At 71.8% G+C, this 19,867-nt stretch carries 18 protein-coding genes; 11 read left to right on the forward strand and 7 right to left on the reverse strand.

Annotation, left to right across the window (positions count from 1 at the left end):
* The first annotated feature begins 743 nt into the window (after window positions 1-743).
* The 5 genes from ACIBJB_RS04980 to ACIBJB_RS05000 all read left to right on the forward strand — a co-directional run bounded on the left by ACIBJB_RS04980 (window position 744) and on the right by ACIBJB_RS05000 (window position 8,565).
* A complete protein-coding gene (locus ACIBJB_RS04980; protein WP_398926534.1) occupies window positions 744-2,654 on the forward strand; it encodes a TerD family protein in 1,911 nt (636 codons plus the stop codon).
* Between the two features lie 620 nt (window positions 2,655-3,274).
* A complete protein-coding gene (locus ACIBJB_RS04985; RefSeq protein ID WP_398926536.1) occupies window positions 3,275-5,416 on the forward strand; it encodes a hypothetical protein in 2,142 nt (713 codons plus the stop codon).
* Window positions 5,417-5,421: 5 nt separating this feature from the next.
* A complete protein-coding gene (locus tag ACIBJB_RS04990; protein WP_398926539.1) occupies window positions 5,422-7,077 on the forward strand; it encodes an ABC transporter substrate-binding protein in 1,656 nt (551 codons plus the stop codon).
* Window positions 7,078-7,134: 57 nt separating this feature from the next.
* On the forward strand, window positions 7,135-8,094 hold the full coding sequence (locus ACIBJB_RS04995) for a D-2-hydroxyacid dehydrogenase family protein (protein WP_398926541.1): 960 nt from the start codon (window positions 7,135-7,137) through the stop codon (window positions 8,092-8,094).
* A gap of 132 nt (window positions 8,095-8,226) precedes the next feature.
* Window positions 8,227-8,565, forward strand: coding sequence for a chaplin (locus ACIBJB_RS05000; RefSeq protein ID WP_398926543.1), 339 nt, complete (start codon window positions 8,227-8,229; stop codon window positions 8,563-8,565).
* A gap of 87 nt (window positions 8,566-8,652) precedes the next feature.
* Here ACIBJB_RS05000 and ACIBJB_RS05005 read toward each other — a convergent pair whose 3' ends face one another.
* The 7 genes from ACIBJB_RS05005 to chpG form a co-directional block, all read right to left on the reverse strand.
* Complete coding sequence (locus ACIBJB_RS05005; RefSeq protein WP_398926545.1) at window positions 8,653-9,519, reverse strand: tyrosinase family protein; 867 nt, start codon at window positions 9,517-9,519, stop codon at window positions 8,653-8,655.
* Window positions 9,503-9,991 carry a tyrosinase family oxidase copper chaperone gene (locus ACIBJB_RS05010; protein ID WP_398926547.1) on the reverse strand — a complete coding sequence of 163 codons (489 nt, stop codon included), beginning with the start codon at window positions 9,989-9,991 and terminating at the stop codon, window positions 9,503-9,505. Before ACIBJB_RS05010 ends, ACIBJB_RS05005 begins: the two co-directional genes overlap by 17 nt.
* 177 nt (window positions 9,992-10,168) lie before the next feature.
* Complete coding sequence (locus tag ACIBJB_RS05015) at window positions 10,169-10,684, reverse strand: hypothetical protein (RefSeq protein WP_398926549.1); 516 nt, start codon at window positions 10,682-10,684, stop codon at window positions 10,169-10,171.
* Between the two features lie 116 nt (window positions 10,685-10,800).
* Window positions 10,801-11,385, reverse strand: a complete 585-nt coding sequence (locus ACIBJB_RS05020) for a vitamin K epoxide reductase family protein (RefSeq protein WP_398926551.1) — start codon at window positions 11,383-11,385, stop codon at window positions 10,801-10,803.
* 90 nt (window positions 11,386-11,475) lie between these two features.
* On the reverse strand, window positions 11,476-11,757 hold the full coding sequence (locus tag ACIBJB_RS05025; protein WP_398926856.1) for a hypothetical protein: 282 nt from the start codon (window positions 11,755-11,757) through the stop codon (window positions 11,476-11,478).
* A gap of 164 nt (window positions 11,758-11,921) precedes the next feature.
* Entirely contained in the window at window positions 11,922-12,599 is a 678-nt protein-coding gene (locus ACIBJB_RS05030) for a hypothetical protein (protein ID WP_398926554.1), read from the reverse strand.
* Window positions 12,600-12,846: 247 nt separating this feature from the next.
* Window positions 12,847-13,086, reverse strand: a complete 240-nt coding sequence (gene chpG / locus ACIBJB_RS05035; protein ID WP_392767513.1) for a chaplin ChpG — start codon at window positions 13,084-13,086, stop codon at window positions 12,847-12,849.
* A gap of 253 nt (window positions 13,087-13,339) precedes the next feature.
* Between chpG and ACIBJB_RS05040 the strand changes: the two genes are divergently transcribed.
* The 6 genes from ACIBJB_RS05040 to ACIBJB_RS05065 are packed head-to-tail and all read left to right on the forward strand — an operon-like array spanning window position 13,340 to window position 19,867.
* Window positions 13,340-13,522, forward strand: a complete 183-nt coding sequence (locus ACIBJB_RS05040) for a hypothetical protein (protein ID WP_398926864.1) — start codon at window positions 13,340-13,342, stop codon at window positions 13,520-13,522.
* Between the two features lie 48 nt (window positions 13,523-13,570).
* Window positions 13,571-14,746: a glycosyltransferase gene (locus tag ACIBJB_RS05045; protein ID WP_398926556.1), complete on the forward strand. Its 1,176-nt coding sequence runs from the start codon at window positions 13,571-13,573 to the stop codon at window positions 14,744-14,746.
* Window positions 14,743-16,167 carry an exopolysaccharide biosynthesis polyprenyl glycosylphosphotransferase gene (locus tag ACIBJB_RS05050; protein ID WP_398926558.1) on the forward strand — a complete coding sequence of 475 codons (1,425 nt, stop codon included), beginning with the start codon at window positions 14,743-14,745 and terminating at the stop codon, window positions 16,165-16,167. Before ACIBJB_RS05045 ends, ACIBJB_RS05050 begins: the two co-directional genes overlap by 4 nt.
* A gap of 4 nt (window positions 16,168-16,171) precedes the next feature.
* A complete protein-coding gene (locus ACIBJB_RS05055; protein WP_398926560.1) occupies window positions 16,172-17,485 on the forward strand; it encodes an O-antigen ligase family protein in 1,314 nt (437 codons plus the stop codon).
* Complete coding sequence (murJ, locus tag ACIBJB_RS05060; RefSeq protein WP_398926562.1) at window positions 17,482-19,140, forward strand: murein biosynthesis integral membrane protein MurJ; 1,659 nt, start codon at window positions 17,482-17,484, stop codon at window positions 19,138-19,140. Before ACIBJB_RS05055 ends, murJ begins: the two co-directional genes overlap by 4 nt.
* Window positions 19,124-19,867, forward strand: a complete 744-nt coding sequence (locus ACIBJB_RS05065; protein ID WP_398926564.1) for a polysaccharide deacetylase family protein — start codon at window positions 19,124-19,126, stop codon at window positions 19,865-19,867. Before murJ ends, ACIBJB_RS05065 begins: the two co-directional genes overlap by 17 nt.

Consider the following 19,867-nt stretch of genomic DNA (forward strand, 5'->3'; position numbering starts at 1 on the left):
ACTTGGCCGCAGGTTCGAGTCCTGCCGGGGGCTCCCTCTTCCCACCCTCCCATCGGGAGGGCGTTTTTTGCTGCTGACAACTCCTCCGCGTCACGCCCATCACGTGGTGTGGCACGCCTTCGCCAAGGCCCGGATCGCGGGCATGGTCCAGACGTTCGGCCCCATTACCTTGTACGAACCGCGACTGGCTTCATGGGAACGCTGCCGGGGACGGCCCGTTCCGGGACCAACTGCCCTGCGAGGTGAGCGGAGCCGAGTCCTTCCTCCCCACGGACTCGCTCCCTGACGGACCACACGTGGTTCTCGCACGGGTGGATCTCGGCGTAGGGGCGCAGGCAGATGCTCCGGCCATCTCACGCAACCTTCACTGCCAGCTGTCGTCCTGGACGTGAGGATTCTCGAGTTGCTCGCCACCAGGGTCTCGGGACGTCACACCAGGGGCGGCAGCGTCAGTAGCATCACTCGCCCACTTCCTGGCTGGCACCGGTCTGATGGACAGCCTCAGTTCGCTCCTCGAAGCTGAGTCTCAGGCAATCGCGCCCGCCAAGAGGCAAGACAGTGCCGAAGCCTGGGCCTCACGATGGCTCTCCGGCGTTTCTGCAAGCGAGGGGTTCGCAGCAGAGTGACGACACCCGCCGGTTCAGCGGTCGCCGTCGCAGGATCGCCTCGTTGCAGCGACCCGAACGATGGCAAATAGGCATACAGGTTGAAGGAGGGCCCGATATCGGATCATCCTTGCCGTCATGAGTCTCGTCTCCGCCTCCTTCGATGTGCCCGCGATGGGCGACTACGCCTATGACTGGGCCTTGGTTGATGTGGAGACCTCGGGTCTCATGGCCCGGCGAGACCGTGTGCTGTCCGTCGCGGTGATCACGATCGGTCCGGACGGCGAGCAGACCGGGGAGTTCTCGACGCTGCTCAATCCGGGCTGCGATCCGGGGCCGGTGGAGGTGCACGGGCTGACCGTCGAGCGACTACAGGGTGCGCCGACCTTCGACCAAGTGGCCGGGCGGATCGGAGCGATGCTCGAGGACCGGGTCCTGGTCGCCCACAACGCCCAGTTCGACTACGACTTCCTGGCCTACGAGTTCGCCCGTGCGCGGATGTGGCTGCCGGTGTCTCAGCGTCTGTGCACCCTGGCTCTGAATCGCCAGGTGGACCCGCCGACGGACGACATGAAGCTCGGCACCCTCGCCGCCCATTACGGCGTCCCCCAGCAGCACGCTCACGATGCACTGGACGACACCCGCGTACTGGCCGGGATCCTACGGGCGTCACTGCGCGAGGCAGCCCGGCTCGATCTGCCGTTGCCGCTGGTGACCTGCCCGCCCCGGGCGGAATCCCCGTTCACGCCCAAGCCGCCCAAGACTCCCTGCGCCTACCGCAATCCGGGACGGCTGACTCCCGGCGGACCGCTCCAGCAGGGCATGAAGGTCGCGATCACCGGTGATACCGCGCACGCCCGGGCGGAGCTGGTCGGGCGGGCGGTAGCCGCCGGGCTGAACATGATGACCTCCGTCAGCCGGCACACCAGCGTGCTGGTCACCAATGAACCGGCGTCCGGTTCGGCAAAGACCCGACGCGCACTCGCCGAAGGCGTGCCGGTCATCGACGAGCACACCTTCCTGCGGCTGCTGGCCGACGTACGGCCGGGGACCGCGCATGACGCGACGGCCGTCGCTGTCGCCCCGGTGGCCGAGCCGGAAGGAGAACCCGTCGTTGGCCCCGTGGATTTGGCGCCCACCACGGCTTCTGCCGCACCCGTCTCGGAAGCACCAACCGTCCCCACGGCCGTGCCCGGTGCGTCGGTGCCCGCTCCACGCCGGCCAGTACCGTCCGTCGGCGCCTCGGACAAGCCCCTGGCCAGGCGTCGGGTGCTGGTACTCGGTGGCGCCCATGCCGATGCCGCGGCCACTCGTACCCGCGTCGTCGAGCTGGGCGGGTCCGCGGCGGTCAACCTGTCCGCCAGCGTCACCGATGTCGTCCTCCTGCCGGGCGGGGAGGGCGATCGGCGCATGAGCCGCATCACCGCGCTCGAACTCCCCCTGCACGGCCCGCACTGGCTCACCGCGCCCATCGGCACCGGCCAAGACGCAGCGGCCTTCCGGCCTCAGGAACCGCACGTGCTGCCGAGGGGAGGCGTCATCGACCTGCCCATGCCGCACGGCACCCCCGCCCCCGAGTGGTACCTCACCGCCGGCTGGGCCCCTCAGTCCGACTGCGCGATCGACGTCGTCGCCTTCCTCCTCGACGAAGACGAACAGGTCACCTTCGACGAGGACTTCATCTTCTACGGAGCCCCGGAGAGCCCCGCCGGGACGGTGCGGCTGCTGACCGGCGGTCCCGCCGAACAGACCATCGCCCTCGGCCTGGCATCCCTGCCACCCGCGACCCGCAAGGTCGTCGTCGCCGCGGCCGTCGACGGCACCGCCACCTTCGGCACGGTCGGCGCGATCCAGATCGGCGCGGCCCCTGGTAGCAGCGGAGCGCCGCTGACCCGGGCCACCCTGGACGCCGCCACCACCGAACGCACGATGCTGCTCGCGGAGATCTATCGCAGAGGTCCGGTCTGGCGCCTACGCGCCGTCGGACAGGGCTACGACCACGGCCTCGCCGACCTCGCACGCGGCTACGGCGTCGACATCGTCGACTGAACAACGGTGCCGGAGGCGGAGGTCTGTGTGTCGCCCGGGGCGGGTCAGGCCCGACAGCGCGGTGCGGGTGCTTGGTGCCGCAGGGCCCGGAGACCGTGGTGATCCGGTCCGGGTAGGCAAGCAGCACGGTGTTGCCGGCCGACGAGGCGGGCCCCGCGTGGTCGGTCGTGGCGCACTTCTCCTGCGCGACCACGGAGGCATCGCCATGGTCGTCGACCCACTGCGCACGGACCGTGGATCTGGTGGTTCCACTCCCGGTCGCGGACACCCCCCGCCCGGCAACCGGCCACACCGTCCTTCGCCTACGCCCGGTCGCGGTGGCCACGGTCGTCAACGAGGTCACGTCCGACGCCACGCCGAGCGCCGACTCCACACCGAGCGCCGACTCCACACCGTGCGCCGACTCCGCCCTGCGCGGCCGTACTCATACCCCCTGGAGCTCAGGCACACCGCTCCCCACCGCCCATGCAGCAACGACATGAGGACATCAAGGATCCCCACCACCAACTTCCCTTCACATAACACCCGTTGTCCTGACTGAAGTTCTCGTGTTCCACTAATTTCCATCCACCACATCGGTCACCCGCTCCCGGGCGGGAGAGCATCCACGGGGGAGATGCGTGTATGAGGACTTGGGCTTCGAGAAACTCCTCGACGAGGACGGTTTCTTCGCACAGCTGTTAGGGCGGTCGCCGTCAGGTGAGGAACGCGTGCTGTTGTACGGCCCTGACCTGCCCGTGGTGCTGCTCACCGGCGGCCCGGGGATGGGCAAGGGGCGGCTGCTAAGGGCGGTGCACGACCGTTTCGCCCGCCGGGTGCCGGTGATCCATCTGGACTGCGCGTCACGGGAGTACGCGGACCGGGCCGGACCGGAACCCCGTGCCCGCTCGGCGGTGACCGAGGCCCTGGTCGAGGCCGCCCTGCTGCTGCACACCTGGCGGGGAACGGGCGGCGCGTTCACCTTCCCGCGGCTCTTCGCGGGCCTGGCGGTGATCGCGACCGGCGTCGCGGATGGCGACCGTGCGGCGATCAGGACAGAGGTCGAGCGGTACGAGGAGCTGCTCCAGCAGCCGCGCCTGCGCGGTCTGGGGACGCGCGACTTCTGGCGCGGCGCGCTCCTCGGGGCCGTACGGAACATGCTCGGGGACCTGGCCGGACAGGCGCTCGGCCCGTACGGGGCCGCCGCGCTCACCGCACTGCTCGACGCCCTCTTCGAGCACCTGACGCCGCGGGTCGAGGCGGAACTGACCCGGCTCTACGGCGAGTATCCCGGCGCGGCCGGGATACCCAAGCACGGGCTGCGCAGGCTCGCCCTCGGCTTCCAGGCGGGCGGCGAGCCGCGGGAGGACGCGGAGCGCTTCCTGTTCCGGGCGCTGCGCGAGGATCTGGACGCGGCGTACGGCGGTCTGGGCGGCTGGCTGGGCCGGGTCGGACGCCCGGCACTGCTGCTGGACCACGCCGACGAACCGCTGGGCGAGCGGCTGCTGCGCGGCGCGCTCACCGACCGCCGGGACGGGCAGCGCGACCGTGTGGTGATCGTGGGCACGGCGCGCCGGGCGGACGGCGGCGCCTTCCTGCACGGGGGTCTGCCACCGAGGGCGGTGGCGGCGTTCCGGCCCGCCGACGAGGTGCCGGCCACCTGGTCCCGCCGCAGGGACACGGAGGGGGACCGGGGCCCGCTGTCCGCCGGGGTACTCATGCTGCGGATGCCTTTCCTCACCGGCGACCAGCTCCGCAAGGCGACCGAGCGCATACAGCTGGGCGCGGAGCGAGAGGGCGGTACGCATCGCCGCCGCATCACCGCCGCCGTGGCCCAGCTGAGCGGCGGACGGCCGCACACGGTGATCCGGCTGGCCACCGCTGCCGCCGACCACCGGATGGAGACGGACGCCAACGACCGGGCCATCCTGGACGCGGGGCTGCACCACCCGGACGGCGCCGCCGAGCGGTCGGTGACGGACATACTGCTTCAGGAGCTGATCCTCGACCAGCTGCCGGTACGGCTTCCGGGCGAGCACCATGACCAGTGGCTCGATCTCCTCACCCATCTGTCGGTGGCGCACGACCTGGAGTGCGCGGATGTCCTGCTGCGCCATCACCAGGCGGAGCGGGTACTGCGGCTGACGGCACATGAGGTCGCGCGGCTGCTCGACGACACCGGGTGGCCCAGCTGCGAGCGGCACTTCATCGGGGACTTCGGCCTGCGCCAGCTGCTGGTGCACCGGCTGTACGGGCTGGAACGCGACGGTGCCGCCTGGCACGCCGACCACCATCTGCTGCGCGACCACTACGCCGTGAGCGAGCCGAGCGGCGGTGCGTTCCACTCGGTGGCGACCCACCGGATGAACCACCACCTCGTCTCCGGCGGCGTCGACGACGTGGTGCGCCACCTCGCCGCCGGCCTCCCCGGCCGCCCCCGTCAGTGGTGCGAGGAACTGCTGGAGATCGCCCAGGCGCCCTATCCGGGCGGGGCGGACGAGCGCCGCAAGCGCGCCCAGGGTCTGGTACCCGTGGACGGGCCGCCGCTGCGCCGCACCGTCGACCAACTCCTGCACGCCGTATGGCTGTGCGAGGAGCGCACCAGGCCGACCGGGGGCGAAATGGCCGGCACGCTGGAGCAGTTGCTGAGGCAACTGTCGACGATGAACTTCGACGGCGCCGGCGAACTCGGCCCGACAGCCACCGAGTGGAGCCTCCTGGCCGCGAACGAGCAGCCGTTGCTCCGCTGCGACTGCACCGATCAGCTCGGCCGAGGGAGGTAACCGGGATGCCCGGCTGGATACCCAGGTGGACGAGACCGCCCAGGTGGAACAGACTGCCCAGGTGGGGAAAGATCCTCTACGCGCTGGCGGTGGTGGCGGGGCTCGTCGCCGCCTTCGTATACGGCCTTCCAGCCCTCCAGAAGCCGGACAGCTGCCACGACGGCATCGAGAGGATCGGCGCCGAGTGCATCGGCGTCGACGACACGGGCTACGACTTCGGCACACCGGAGATCAGCGCCGTGGCCAAGGCCATCGCGGAGGAGAACAAGAGGATCGCGAACCAGCCCCACGTCACCGTGGCGATGATGCTGCCCCTCCAGTCGGACACGGCGGGGCTGCGGCGGCAGATGCGCAGCGACCTCCAGGGCGCGTATCTGGGGCAGCGACAGGCCAACTCGGGCGAGGGCCAAGTGCCCAAGATCCGGCTGGTGCTGGCCAACCCCGGGCTGAACTACGGCCATCAGGACAACGTCGTGAGCACGCTGCTCGACATGGCCGCATCCGACAAGGACAGGCTGAGGGCCGTCACGGGCTTCAACCTCACCCTCGACACCACCGAGGAGGCCGTGGACCGTCTGACGGAGAACGGTGTCCCGGTGCTCGCCTCCCGGATCAGCGGAGACGGGATCGCGAACGTCGACGGAAAGAAGCAACGGTTCCCCGGCCTGGCCCGGATCATCCCCACCAACGGCAACGCGGCCCAGGCCCTGGCCAACTTCAACGGCGAGCGGGGCCGGCAGGACGCCAGGACGGTGCTGGTCTACGACGCCCGCCCGGACGCCTACGACGAGTCGCTGGCGAGCGCGTTCCGGGGGATCGAGGAGACGGGCCCGGCCGGTCCCGCCGACATGTCCTTCGAATCCCCGGGGATCGACAAGGCCGGCTCGACCGGCAGCCAGTTCGAGCAGATCGCCAACAACATCTGCGGTTCCGCGGCCGACACCGTCTACTTCGCGGGGCGCACCCTGCACCTGCGGATCTTCGCCCTCACGCTCGCCAGGCAGACCTGCGCGAACCGGCACTTCACCCTGGTCAGCGGCTCCGACGCCGCCTCGCTGCGGCAGGCCATGTCCGAGCAGGACTGGGCGCAGCTGCGCGGGGAGGACGGCGCGGCGAAGGTGACGGTCCAGTACGCCGCCCCCGCGCACCCGGCCGCCTGGGACACCGAACTGGCCGCCTGGACCAAGCGGTGGAAGGCGACCCACCACCGCGAGCCCACCGCGAACGAACTCCCCCAGTACCTCACGGAGCCCAAGGCAGCCCTGGACGGCCTCAGCGACCTGATCAGGAGCACGAGCAAGGCGGGCACGGACCTCGGCTCCGCCCCGAACCTGGAGGACTCCCGCACCATGCTCGTCTACGACGGCCTCGTCACCATCGGCACGGCCCTGCACGAGGTACAGGGCAACGACGCCGAGCAGGCGCCCGGCCTCGCGGACGTCCGCCAGGAGTGGTCGAAACTGCAGTCGGTGCACCGGGTGAGGGGCACGAGTGGCCTGATCTGCCTGACCAGCGGCGGAAATCCGTACGACAAGCCGGTCGCGGTGGTCGAACTGAACCCGGGCCAGGGGGTACGCGGGACCCTGAAGTTCGTCGGCCTGGGCTGGCCCACCGGCAAGGAACAGCCGAAGAACTGCGTGATCCCGAGCAGCACTTCCTGAGTCGGCCTCGTCGAAGATGAAGATGACGAAGATGAAGCGAAACCGGAGGGACCCGACGTGCGGCTGCGTTGCGCGGTGCTGGACGACTTTCAGAACGTGGCGACCGAGCTCGCCGACTGGTCGCCGCTGGCCGGCGAGGTCGACGTCGTCACCTTCGACACCCACTTCCCCGACGAGGACGCGCTCGCCGCGGCCCTCGCCGACGTCGACATCGTGGTCACCCTGCGCGAACGCGTGGCTTTCCCCGGCTCGTTGATCACGCGCCTGCCCCGGCTGAAGCTGATCGTCGCCTCCGGCATGCGCAACACCGTCATCGACTACGCCGCCGCCGAGGCCCACGGCGTCACCGTGTGCGGTACGGCGAGTTCCTCCACCCCACCCGTCGAGCTGACCTGGGCCCTGTTGCTCGGCCTCGCCCGGGGGATCGTCGAGGAGAGCGGGGCCCTGCGCGGCAACGGCCCCTGGCAGCAAACGGTCGGCGCCGATCTGCACGGCCGTCGGCTCGGGCTGCTCGGCCTCGGGAAGATCGGCAGCCGGGTGGCCCGGGTCGGCCTCGCCTTCGGTATGCAGGTCAGTGCCTGGAGCCAGAACCTCACCAAGGAGCGCGCCGACGAGGCGGGCGCCGACCTGGCTCCCTCCCTGCACGACCTCCTCGCCACCAGCGACTTCGTCTCCGTCCACCTGGCCCTCGGCGACCGCACCCGCGGCCTGCTCGGCCCGGCCGAACTCGCCCTTTTCAAGCCGACCGCGTACCTGATCAACACCTCGCGCGCCGCCATCGTCGACCAGGACGCCCTCCTCGCCGCCCTGCACGAGGGCCGCATCGCGGGCGCGGGCGTCGACGTCTTCGACACCGAGCCCCTGCCTCCCGACCACCCGATGCGCACGGCTCCCCGCCTGCTCGCCACCCCCCACCTCGGTTACGTCTCCCACGCCAACTACACGACGTATTACGGCCAGGCGATCGAGGACATCCGGGCCTTCCTCTCGGGCTCTCCGATACGGCGACTGCCCTGACGTCCCACCGCATCCTTGTTCAAAACGGGTGATCTGCACCGAAGCGCCGTTACCAGCCGTGACGGGCGGCGTTGAACGGGGAGTGCGACGGCGCGTCCTGCCGTCGTACCCCCCGAACCAAAGGAGAACGTGATGTCTCGCATCGCGAAGGCAGCCGGAGTCGCCCTCGGCACCGGTGCCGTGATGATCGGCGGCGCCGGCCTGGCCATGGCGGACGCGGGCGCCAACGCCGCAGCCGTCCACTCGCCCGGCTTCCTGTCGGGCAACGTCGTCCAGGTGCCGATCCACATCCCGATCAACGTGTGCGGCAACACCGTCAACGTGTTCGGCCTGCTGAACCCTGCGTTCGGCAACCACTGCGAGAACAACAGTGGCGACCACAAGGAGACGAAGGCCGCCGACAAGAAGAACGGCGCCCACAAGGAGAACCGCGCCGGCCACAAGAACGGCCAGGCGGGCTACGGCGGCTGATCGCCCACACCCACCGCAGAGCCCCGGCACTTTCCAGCGCCGGGGCTCTCGTGTGTCCGGACGCGTGGTTCCGTGCCGCCGTACGGCCTACGCGTACCGGTAGATCCTGCCGTGGTCCTCCAACTCGTCCGGGGTCACGTCCCACGGCGGGAGCTTCTCGTGGCGGGCGACGATGCGGCCGCGCTGGGGGCTGCCCGGGCCGGGTGGTCCCGCGGGCAGATAGCGGTGGTCGCGGTGCCGGCGCTGCCAGCGCGACCAGCACAGGTCGACGAAGGCGTGGTGCATCCAGAACACCGGGTCGTTGACGGAGGCGCCGCTCACCATCACCCCGCCGACCCAGCGGTGCACCCGGTTGTGGTTGCGCCAGGCGGTCGGGCCCTGGCCGCTCCCCCAGCCCTCCAGCTTGTTGCGGAATCCCTCGGTGGACGTCGAGTCCCAGGGCGAGGTGTCGTAGACGGGGTCCCGCAGAGCCCACTCGAGGTCGCTCCGCGTCGGCAGTTCGATCGGATCGGCGGGCCGCCCGAGCTCCCGGGTGAGGTAGTCCTCGTCGGTGATGCGCTCCCTGAGCGTCCAGTTGCCGGTCGCGTAGGCGAACGGCCCGGTCGTCACCTGCCGGTCCGGGAGCCGGCCCGTGCCGCCGAGCAGATCGTCCGTCCAGGGCGCCGCGCTCGTCGTGCGGTCGCGGGTCCAGTCCCAGTACGGCACGGTCACCGAGGAGTCGACGCGGCGCAGGGCGCGCTCCAGCTCCAGCAGGAAGCGGCGGTGCCAGGGCAGGAAGGAGGGCGACATGTGCGCCGTACGCAGTCCGTCCTCGCCGTCCGAGACGTAGAAGTCGATGTGCAACCGTACGAACTCGTCGTACTCGCCGCGTCGTTTCACCTCCAGCATCGCCTGCACGAACCGCCGCTTCTCGGCCGCGGTCAGCGTGCTGACGTCCTTACGCGTGTACGCCACTGTGTCCCCTCATGTCGTCCCCGTCGTTCCACGTCTCCCGCAACTGCCGTCCGGGTCCCAGTTCGTCGACGGCCGCCCGGGCGGCGTCCAGCGCGGTGGCGTACGACCGGTAGTGGTCGACCATGCTCAGCCAGGTGCCGTCGGCGCGGCGCATCAGGTGCAGCGGGCGTCCGTCCACGGTGACGTGCCACCCCCCGGCGCCGAGAACGCCGCCGGCCGCGGCCGCGGAGCCGCGGATGCCGCGGATCCGGCGGCCCCGGTACGTCTCGTCGAAGACGGGACGGGCGGCCCGTTCGGCCGCGCGCGGCACCCGCGAGGCGAGGGCGACGGGGATGAGCGCGACCGCGACGGCGGCCGGGCCGAAGAGCCCGAGCAGCAGGTCCCGCCTGCTCCGGCGGGCGGGGGCGCCGCTCTCCGGGCCGGCCCGGGAGGGTTCGGCGCCCACCGGTGTTCGGCCGACGCTCATGACCATCGTGTGCTCCTCGTCTCGCAGGCAAGCCGGGTCGGGTTCCGTTGTCCGTACCGGTAACCGCCCGACGGCCTGCGCGGTCACCGTCCGAGGGCCCAAGGGGGTGATCTTCGCGCCCGGTACGCCGACGGGGCCCGGGCCGTGTCACGGCCCGGGCCCCGTCGGACGGGTCGACGCGTCCTACAGGCCGGGCCCCGTGGTCAGGTCGGCGCCCGGCGCGGCCTGCACCGTCGGCAGCAGGACGCCCACCTCCGGGAGCTTCGGCTCCGGCAGGGCGCCGCTGCCGGGCTTGGGGGCGGTCAGCGGGGCGTCCAGGGCCAGGCCAGGCGTCAGCGTCCGCACGTCGGCGGCGGGCGCGTCGAGGCCGAGGTGGTCGAAGTCCTCGTCGAGGAGGTGCGGCACCGGCGCGGTCAGGTCGGCGCCGGGCAGCCCGCCGTTGACCGGCACGCGCGGGATCGTCCGCTCCGGCATGAGCCGGCCCTCGACGAACTTCGGCGCCTCGGGGACGCCCGGCGTCATCACCGGGACCTTCCCGCCGACCTCCGGCAGCTCCATGTGGAGGGCGCGCTCGGCGCCCTCCAGCGGCACGGGTACGGGGACCGTGCCCACCGCCGCGGCGGGGGACGCGGCAGCCCCCACCGCGGCCGCGATGCCCGTGACGACGGCGGCAAGGGTTCCTCGGGTGGTCGACCTCATGGCAGATTCGGTCCCTTTCAGGTTTCGGCAGGCTCAACGTCCGTACCGGTAACGATCCTGATGCGGTGACCAGCGCGAGATTCCCCCGGTTGCCGCAGTAGTACGACGTACGGCAGTCAGCTCGTCCAGAAGTCCCACCAGCGGGTCAGGACCAACATGCCGACGACCCCGAGGTGCGACAGCGCGATCAACCAGGTGAAGTCGGCGAAGAGGACCCGCGACCAGCCGGGCGCGGGCAGGAACGCGTGGCGGACGGCGAACGAGGTCACGTACCAGAACAGGACGATCGTGGCGACCCACGCCAGAACGCACCACAGACACAGGGCGTTGATCTGGTACAGCGACTCGAACTGCAGCCACGACACGAAGCCGACGCCGAACAGGCAGCCGGCGTCGAAGGTCAGCCAGTACCAGCGCGGGAAGGCGGCGCCGGCCAGCAGGCTCATGCCGACGCAGATGACGATGCCGTACGCCACCAGTCCCAGCATCGGGTTGGGGAAGCCGAAGGCCTCGGCCTGGTCGCTCTCCATGACACTGCCGCAGGACACCACCGGGTTCAGGCTGCACCCCGGGGTGAAGTCGGGGTCTTGCAGCAGCTTGAACTTGTCGAGGGTGATGACCCAGGAGGCCAGCAGCCCCGCAGCGCCCGTCAACAGCAGGAGCAGGGCGAACCCGCGGCCGCCGCTCTCGGCCCGCCGCATCAGGAGCGCAGGCCGCGCGACGGCAGCACGAAGGGCCGTTCCCGGGCGGCAGCCGCCGCTGGGGAATCGGCCCCGGCGTGGAGGATGACGTCACCTCCCCAGGGGAAGTCCACCGAGGAGTCCGGGCTTGGAGTTCAGCTTGGTGGTCGCCTTCTTGGCGGTGTGGAGCACCGACTTCTTCTTCTCCGTGTTCAGCGCGTCGGACTGGTGCTGCAGCGGCCGCACGTCGAGGGGGCCCTTGGTGAGCGTGTTGACGGCGCCGTTGAGGCTGGTGGGCGTGAGATCGGCGGTGTCCTGGGCGAACGCGGGCGCGGCGGCACCGGCAAGAACCAGGGAACCGGCAACAACGGCAGCAGCCTTCAGGGACTTCATCATGTTCCTCTCTTCGGCAGTTCATGTCGTCGGGCGGGCGAGTCCGACACCGAGCTCAACGAGCCCCGGCCGAAGCGGAAACTCCGTGCGCGGATATTGGGCTTTCATGAAAATGCCGGGATGCCGGCCTCCGGAGAGGCCGGCATCCCGGTGGTGCGGGCGCCTTACGACACGGGCAGTTGCGAGCTGCTGGGCAAGGAGGACAGGCCCGCCAGGTCGGGAGCGGGCAGTTCGGTGTCGAGCATGGTGGCGGCGACGGCGTCGACCAGGCCGCTGATCACGGCGGGGAGGGTGGACTCGACCTGGGTGGGCTCTCCGGAGGTGACCGCCTCGATCAGGGCGTCGATCGCCTTGTCCAGGGCGTCGATCGCGTCGTCCAGCAGGTCGGCCGGCGCCTTGACGGACCGTGCCTTTGCGTCGTCGCCGTTCTGGATGAGCGTGAGCAGCAGGGAGGGGGTCGACGTCGTCGTACCGCCCGTCGTCGTACCGCCGGTCGCCGTGCTCGGCGTCGTCGTCATGCCTGTGGCGGGCGAGGTGACGGCGGCCGCCGAGGTCGCCTCGGTGATCTTCGCGGTGGCGTCCTTGACGGCGTCCCCGAGCTTGGCCGCCTGCTCGGCGGAGATCTGGCCGTTGTCGGCCTTGAGCACGGTGTTCAGCAGGTCGGTGACCGGGGTGAGCACGCCGCCCAGTTCGGCCAGAGCCTCGACCTGGGGGCGGAGCGCGTCCGCGTGGGGAACGGGCACAGGTCCACGGGAGGCCGCCGCGGTGGGACCGGCGACCGCGACGAGAAGTGCGGCGCAGAGTGCGCAGGAGGCGATACACCGTGCGGGCAGACCACGCATGGGTGTTCCTTTCGATGTGCGTCGGATCTTGAGCCCACCGTGGAAGCGACCACCGCGCCCTGCAACCCAGCGATCACACCCTGACACCGCCCCACCTGCGCCCCTCGGACATCGCCCCTGGTGAGGGGCGCGCCGAGACCGGGCCCAGCCTGTCCGCAGGCCACCCCCCATCCGGGGAAACACGGACCGGCCGCACTCCCGTGGAGGGGTCCACGGGAGTGCGGCCGGCGAAGGCGGAGAGTCGACGTCAGTCGTTCTCGCACTCGTTGCCGAACGCGGGGTTCAGCGCGGCGATGCCGTTGACGGTGTTGCCGCAGACGTTGATCGGGATGTGGATCGGGACCTGGACGACGTTGCCCGACAGCACGCCCGGGGAGTGGGCGGCAACGCCCTGCGCGCCGCTGTCGGCGGCGGCGATGCCCGCGGTGCCCGCAACGGCGGCGGCCGCAACGGTGGTCAGGGCCAGGCCCTTCGCGATACGCGACATGGAGAGGTGCTCCTTGGGTTGACACAAACAACCGGGCGGGGATGCCCGGCCCTGTGTCAACGCGTGGCGCCCGCGCGGGTTGTGCCGCCAATGGGGTGATCTCACGAACGAACGTGCTTCACCACTCCGACACACATGTCGGGTTTCACGGACTAAATGCGCATACCGGATAGGGTTGCGAAGCTCTTGACGCACCCATGCAGCCAGCGCATCGCATTCGTCACGCCACCTTCCCGAAAGGGCAATGCCGGTCATGCGTATTTCCCGGGTCCCGCTGTGCCACGTTGCGAGGGGCGGCGTCCGCGCGGCGGACAACCTGTTCGAACTCGGCAAGGCGCCGCGGTCCGGTGGTGACCAGTCGGCCATCCGGCTCGTTTCCCAGCGCGACGCGGCCTGGGCCGGCGTGCCCTTCGTCGCTGCTGCCGCCCGCGCGTAGGCGCCTTCCCTCCCGTCCCGAGCGCCGTCCGTGAGCGAGGAAACGCGCATGCACCAGTCAGTCCCCGACCCCCGGCCGCGAGTCCTGCATCTGACCCAGCCCGTGGACGGCGGGGTCGCCCGTGTGGTGACGGACCTGGCCCGAGCCCAGCTGGCGGCCGGTCTGCAGGTGACGGTCGCCTGCCCGGACGGCCCCCTCGCCCCCGCCGTGCGCGGGCTCGGCGCCGACGTACGGCACTGGCACGCCACCCGTTCACCGGGTCCGGCCCTCGTGCGGGAGGTACGGCGGCTCGGTCAGGTGCTCGAGGACGTGCGGCCCGACCTGGTGCACGCGCACAGCGCGAAGGCCGGACTGGTCGGCCGGCTCGCGGTACGGGGGCGGATCCCGACCGTGTTCCAGCCGCACGCCTGGTCGTTCGAGGCGGTCGGCGGGATGACGGCGGCGCTCGCGCTGCGGTGGGAGCGGTGGGCGGCGCGTTGGGCGTCCCAGGTGGTGTGTGTGAGCGCGGCGGAGCGCGCGACCGGCGTGCGCGCCGGGATCGGCGGGCGGTGGACGGTCGTCCCCAACGGCATCCGGCCCGAACGCTTCCACCCCGCCCCCGTCGACACCGTACGGTCCGCTGTCCTTCCCGGTGTCGATCCGGCGGCCCCTCTCGTGGTGTGCGTGGGGCGGCTGTGCCGGCAGAAGGGGCAGGACGTCCTGCTGGACGCCTGGGACAGCGTGTCGCGGCGTGTTCCGGATGCCCGGCTCGTGCTCGTCGGTGACGGACCCGACCAGGAACGGCTGCGCTCCCGCGCTCCGCGGTCCGTGCTGTTCGCCGGGGCCGTCACCGACACCGCGCCCTGGTACCAGGCCGCCGACCTGGTCGTGCTGCCCTCGCTCTGGGAGGGCATGGCACTCGCCCCGCTGGAGGCGATGTCCTGCGGCCGGCCCGTGGTGCTGACGGACGTGGACGGTGCCCGGGAGAGCCTGCCGCCCGCGCTCGTCCCCCGCTGCCTGGTGCCGCCGGGTGATCCGGCGCCGCTCGCCGAGGCGGTCACCACGCTGCTGCTCGATCCGTTGCTGCGCGAGGCGCTCGGCCATCAGGGGCGCCGCCACGTCCTGTCCACGCACGACGTACGGCTCACCGCCGAGGCGGTGGCGGCCGTGTACCGCGACGTGCTCGGCGGCCCGGCCGCCGCATGCGCCGTGCCCACCGAGTACAGGGAGTTCATCCACTCGTGACCGCGGAAAGTACCGTCCCCCCGCCCGGTGCCCAGCCACGGGATCCCGGTTTCGCGCCCCTGTTCGTCATGCCGTCGCGCGGCACCGCGGCCGGTTTCCGCTTCCCGGCCCGCAGACCCCCGGCCCGCCCCGCCTCCCCGGCCCCGCTGCTCGCCGCGGACGGCGTCGCCGCCCTGCTGGGCGCGGTGGCGCTCGCCGGCACCGAGCACCGAGTGCTTCTTGTGGCGCTGCTGGTGACCGCGTCGATGCTGCTGCGCCGGCATCCGATCCGGCCGGTACCGGGCATCCTCGACGAACTGCCCACCGTGTGCGCACGGATCGCGGTCGCCTGGTTGGCGGTCGCAGCGCTCGTCGCCGCGTACGCGCCCCACCACGCCCTGTCCGCCAGCACCCTCGCCGCGGGCTTCGTGCTCCAGTCGGCGACGGCCTGCGCGACCCGGGGCACCGTGCACTGGCGGCGGCGCGTGCTGCGGCGCGCCCGGCCGCGGGCCGCGCTGGTCGTCGGCCCGGCCGGGACCGCGCAGCGGGTGGCCGCCGCCGTGCTGCGGCATCCGCGGTGCGGGGTGCGCCCGGTGGGGATCGTGACCGAACAGCCTGACGGCGGCGGCCAGTTGCCGGTGCTGACGACCGGCGAGGAGGTCGAGCGGGCCCTCATCCAGAACGGTGTGCGGGACGTCCTGGTCGTGCATCCCTCCGCACGGTCCGCGCAGGCGCCGCTGCTGCGGGCGCTCGCCGAGTCGGGCTGCGCGGTGTGGGAGGTGGAGCCGGACTCACCGTCGTACGCCTCGAAGGACCAGCTCGCCGGGTTCTCCTGTCGCCGGCTGGACATGGGCTCGCGGCGGCGCGGCGGCCTCGGCAAGCGGGCGCTGGACGTGGCCGTCTCCGGGACGCTGTTGCTGATGGTCAGTCCGCTGCTGCTGGTGTGCGCGGTGACGCTGCGGCTGACCGGCGGGCCGGGTGTGGTGTTCCGGCAGGAGCGCATCGGCAAGGACGGCCGGCCCTTCACCCTGCTGAAGTTCCGCACCCACCGCCCGGTCGACGAGCACGAGGCGGCGACCCGCTGGAGTGTGGCGAACGAACACCGCATGCCGTGGTTCTGCCGCTTCCTGCGCCGCACCTCACTGGACGAGCTGCTCCAGCTGTGGAACGTCCTGTGGGGCGACATGAGCCTGGTCGGCCCGCGCCCCGAACGCCCGTACTTCGTCGCCAAGTTCAGCCAGACCCACCCGGGTTACGCGGCCCGCCACCGCATGCAGACCGGCATCACCGGCCTCTCCCAGATCCACGGTCTGCGCGGGGACACCTCCATCGAGGACCGGGCCCGCTTCGACAACGCCTACATCGACAACTGGTCGCTGTGGCAGGACGTCTGCATCCTGCTGCGCACCGCGGCCGCGCTCGTGCGCCCGACGGGGAGCTGAGCGCATGACCCACGCCCTGACCCTGCCCCGCGTCCGGCAGTGGCCCCCCGTCCTGCCCGTGCTCGCAGTGGTGGCCCTGCTCGCGCTGCCGTTCACACCGGGCGCCGAGGGCGGCGCGGGACCGGCCGACGCGCTCTCCGCGCTCGTCGTCGTGTACTGCGCGATCCGTCTCGTACGGGACCGGCGGCGCCCCCTGTCCCGTACGGCGGTCGTGCTGCTGGGCCTGCCCGTGGCCGGGCTCGCACTCGCCGCGGCGGGGGCGGCCTCGCCGGGCGCGGGGATCGGCGGCATGGGCCGCTACCTCCAGGTGTTCGTGCTGGTCCCGGCCGCCGTCATGCTGCTGATCCGCGACCGGGGTGACTTCCGGCTGCTGGCCTGGGCCTTCGTGGGGCTCGCCGTCTGGCAGGGCGCGATCGGCACGCACCAGTACCTGACCGGGACCGGCGCCTCGTACCAGGGCCAGGACATCCGGGCCGTCGGTACCTTCGGGGCGAGCGACGTGATGGCGATGGCGACCGTCGTCTCCTTCGGGCTGGTGTGCTCGGTGGGTCTTGCCCTGGGCCGGACCTCCGTACGACAGCGGGCGGTTGCCGCCGGCTGCGCGGTCGCGCTGCTCCTGCCGCTCGCGCTGTCCTTCAGCCGCGGTGCGTGGATCGCGACGGCCGTGACCTGCGGGGCACAGCTGGTGCTGGCCGGGCTGCGGCGGGCGCTGACGGTGACCGCGGCGGTGGCCGCGACCTGCGTGCTCCTGGTGGGCGGCTTCGGACTGGGCTCGGCGCAGCTCCAGGAGCGGGTCGACAGCGTCACCCGGGTCACCGACGCGCCCGACCAGTCCGTCACCGACCGCTACACGTTGTGGGCGGCGGCCGCCGGCATGTGGCGCGAACATCCGCTCACCGGCGTCGGGTTGAAGGGCTTCCCCGAGTACCGGGACACGCACGCCTCGCTCGCGCTGTCCGCGGGCAGCGACACGGAGGGCGCGGGCGCGGACTTCCGCAAGCAGCCGCTGCTGTCCCCGCACAACATGTACCTCCTCGTCCTCGCCGAACAGGGCCTGCTCGGTCTCCTCGCGCTCGCGGGCTGCTGGCTGGCCCTCCTGGTGTGCGTCCTGTACGGGCTGTTCCGGGTACGGCGTGACGGCCCGGGCCTCGACTGCGCACTCGTCGCCTGCGGTCTGCTGATCTGGCAGCTGACCGACTTCGCGTACGCCGACATCGGCGGCCCCTCGACCGTGCTGACGGCGGTGTGCTTCGGGCTGGTGGCGTGGTGGGCGCTGGTCGGAAGCGGCGGAACGACGGCACGGGGCACGGTGCGATGAAGGTGACGCCCTCCAGGCCCGACGCGCACGCCGACACCGACGGCACGGTGGCGGTTCCCGCGGCCCGCACCGCCGACACGAGCGAACTCGCCCCCGTCTCCGGGGGGTTCGTCGCCAAGGCCACCCTGATCACGGCCGCCCTCTCGATCGTCGGCGCCCTGCTCGGCCTGGTCCGTGACCAGGCGCTGGCCCGGCTGTTCGGTGCCGGGAGCGAGACGGACGCCTTCCTGGTGGCCTGGACGGTGCCCGAGTTCGCCTCCACCCTGTTCATCGAGGACGGGCTGTCCTTCGCGCTGATCCCGGCGTTCAGCCTGGCGCTGGCCCTCCGTGCGCAGGGCGCTCCCGGCGACCCGGTCCGCTCGCTGGTGACCGCCACGCTCCCTTGGCTGTCGCTGGCCTTCGTCGGCGTGTCCGCGGTGGTCATCGGCGCCGCCCCCTACCTGGTCGGGGCCCTGGCACCCGGGCTGCCCGACCCGGGCCTCGCCGTCGACTGCACCCGGCTGACCGCGCTGAGCGTGCTGGGCTTCGGTCTTGCCGGGTACTGCAGTGCGGCCCTCAGGGCGCACCGGACCTTCCTCGCGCCGGCCGCCATCTACGTGGCCTACAACGCCGGCATCATCACCGCGATGTTCGTGCTCGGCGGGCAATGGGGCGTGCGCTCGGCGGCCGTCGGTGTCGCGGTGGGCGGTGGGCTGATGGTGGCGATCCAACTGCCGTCCGTCTGGCGGCAGTCGCGGCGCCGGGCAGCGCCTCGGATCGCATCCGCCGAGGCGCCCGGGCAGAGCGTGACGCTGGCCATGGTCGCCACCGTCCTCCTCTTCGCCCTGTGCCGGCAGTCCCAGATCCTCATCGAACGCTTTCTCGCCTCCGCCCTCCCGGCCGGCGCCATCTCGCACCTCAACTACGCGCAGAAGGTGGCACAGATCCCGATGACCCTGTCGCTGATGCTGTGCACGGTCACCTTCCCGGTGGTGGCGCGGGCGCTGGCCGACGGCGACACGGAGCGGGCCCGGGACCGCGTGGAGCGGGACCTGGCGCTGGCCGCGTGTCTGGTGCTGCTCGGCGCGGCCACGGTGATCGCCTGTGCACCGCAGATGGTCGAACTCCTCTTCCAGCGAGGTGAGTTCACCGCGGCGGACACGGCGGCGACCGCGGAGATCATGCGCGTGTACGCACTCGGGCTGCTCGGGCAGACCCTGGTCGGGTGCCTGGTCCGGTCCCACTTCTCGGCGGGCCGCTCCACCTGGTATCCGCTCGGCGCGATGGCCGTCGGCATCGTCACCACCGCCGGGGTGGGCACCTGGACGGTGGGCCCGTGGGGAGTGGCCGGGATCGCCGCCGCCAACGCCGTCGGCATCACCGTCACGGCCATGGTGCTGCTCGCCGGCATGGGCCCGCGCAACGTCCCGATCCGCACCCGGCGGGTTCTCGTCGGGCTCGGCAGGACGCTGTGCGCGGCAGTCGTCGCAGCCGTCGCCGGCGCGTTCACTGCGAGCCGGTTCGGCTCGGCGGTACCGGGTCTGGCCGCGGGTTCCCTGACCGTGGTCGCCGTCTTCGTCCTGTTCGCCAGGGCCCTGAAGGTCCAGGGCGTCGCTTCCGCACTGCGTTCCGTACGCACCGTCACCCGAAGGCTGCCGCATGCCCGTTTCCGCTGACAGCACCCCTCTCAGAGGCCCGGTGCCCTGGGTGGCGATGTACCACTCCGTGGGCGACTACTCGGACGACCCCTACCGCGTCACGGTCACGCCCGAGCGGCTGGACCGGCAGCTGCGCTGGCTGCGCGGACGCGGTCTCACCGGTGTCTCCGTGGCCGACCTGCTGGCCGCCCGCGCCTGCGGCGAGGGCCGCAGGCTGGTCGGACTCACCTTCGACGACGGTTACGCCGACTTCGTCGACCATGCCCTGCCGGTCCTGCGCCGGTACGGCTTCGGCGCCACGCTCTTCGCGCTGCCGGGCCGGCTCGGCGGGGACAACGCCTGGGACCGGCTGGGCCCGCGCAAGCCGCTGCTCACCGCGGACGGCATCCGGCAGGCGGCGGCCGAGGGGGTGGAGATCGGCTCGCACGGGCTGACCCACGTCGACCTGACCAAGGCGGACGACGCCCTGGTGAAGGCCGAGGTCGTGGAAAGCCGGGCCACGCTGGAGCAGTTGACGGGCTCTCCCGTCAACGGCTTCTGCTACCCCTACGGCACGCTCGACCGGCGTGCCGTGGACGCCGTCCGCGACGCCGGATACACCTACGCCTGCGCGATCGACCCCGGTCCGCTGAACGGCCCGTACGCACTGCCCCGCCTGTACGTCGGGCAGAACGACAACGCCGTACGCCTGTTTCTTAAGTACCGGCTGCACCGTCTGCGCCGACGTCCTGTCGAGGGGGTCTGA

It is taken from the genome of Streptomyces sp. NPDC050759 (genome assembly GCF_044456945.1).
Lineage (GTDB): Bacteria > Actinomycetota > Actinomycetes > Streptomycetales > Streptomycetaceae > Streptomyces.